The sequence below is a fragment of the Aerococcus sp. L_32 genome (assembly GCF_050689315.1).
Window position 1 is genome coordinate 1 of sequence record NZ_JBOEQF010000521.1, and the last position, 1,237, is coordinate 1,237.

Annotated in this window: 2 protein-coding genes and 1 riboswitch; both genes read right to left on the bottom strand. The window is 41.7% G+C overall.

The annotated features are described in order from the left end of the window. Nucleotides 1-182: ECF transporter S component (locus tag ACRCJ0_RS14420; RefSeq protein WP_431390903.1), on the bottom strand; the 182-nt coding region annotated here is incomplete at its 3' end. Nucleotides 183-290: 108 nt separating this feature from the next. Beyond that, nucleotides 291-408, bottom strand: a riboswitch (FMN riboswitch). Nucleotides 409-470: 62 nt separating this feature from the next. Beyond that, nucleotides 471-1,193: a pseudouridine synthase gene (locus ACRCJ0_RS14425; protein WP_016897599.1), complete on the bottom strand. Its 723-nt coding sequence runs from the start codon at nucleotides 1,191-1,193 to the stop codon at nucleotides 471-473. Nucleotides 1,194-1,237: the final 44 nt, after the last annotated feature.

The window sequence follows — 1,237 nt, forward strand, 5'->3', positions numbered from 1 at the left end:
CTGGCAGCAACTGCTTTTTTAGGTCCTGAAATGAATGCGACGAGTAAGATTGGTACAAGTGAAAAGTCTACCTTTAAGTAAGGTAAGGCCGGGATGATTGGAAAACCAATAAACATCAATATGAATGATAGTGCCCCGACAATTGCGACCAATACGATTTCTTTAGTGTGATTTTTTCCCATGTGAATTTCTCTCCTTTTCTACTTCATGGGGTTGGCACTCAAAAGTGGAAATAAAAAAACTCTTTCCACCTTCAAGGTAAAAAGAGTATAGGCAAACAGACATAGTCCGCCCATCTTCTTCCATCCTGACTTTACAGTCGGTTCTAGAATTTCACTAGATCAGTCCCAAATGGGAGTCGCGGACTTTACCGCCGATCGGGAATTTCACCCTGCCCTGAAGATTGCTTCAAATTTATTTGATTACAATACCTATTATAGCAAGTATCTTACTTTTTTCAAGTAGGACGCTTACTTTTTCTTGGCATTCGCCAATAATTCTTCGATTTCGTGTTTTAGTAAGGTTCTGCTGTCTCCTGGTTTCAAACCTTTAAGGTCTAAAAAGCCGTAACGTTCACGTTTCAACTTGGCTACCGGATGACCCACTGCTTCTAACATTTTACGGACTTGGCGGTTACGCCCCTCATGGATAACCAACTCGATAATGGTGGTCTTTTTGTCCTTATCAACAGAAAGAATTTTCGCTTGTGCTGGGGCAGTTTTCACACCGTCAATTTCAACACCTCGCTCTAATTGCTTACGTTCTTCTCCGGTAATGACACCTTCAACTTTAGCCACATAGACTTTGTTGATTTCATAGCGAGGGTGCATCAAGGTATTGGCGAATTCACCGTCGTTAGTTAATAACAATAATCCTGAGGTATTGTAGTCTAACCGTCCTACTGGATAAATCCGTTGTTCAATTCCTGGGAAAAAGTCAGTCACCACTTTCCGGTCTTTATCATCTTTCACTGCAGAAATCACGCCAGTTGGCTTGTAGAATACGTAGTACACTGGTTCTTCTTTATATATAGGTACTTGGTCTACTTCAATGCGGTCAGTGTTGGATACTTTATGGCCCAGCTCTCTGACAACCTCACCGTTGACTTTCACGCGTCCTGCGGCAATCAATTTTTCAGACTCTCGTCTCGAGGCAACACCTGCGTGTGCCATCACTTTTTGTAATCTTTCCATCTTTAAATAACTCCTATAGGTGACCTATTCAGTCGTTTATTCTG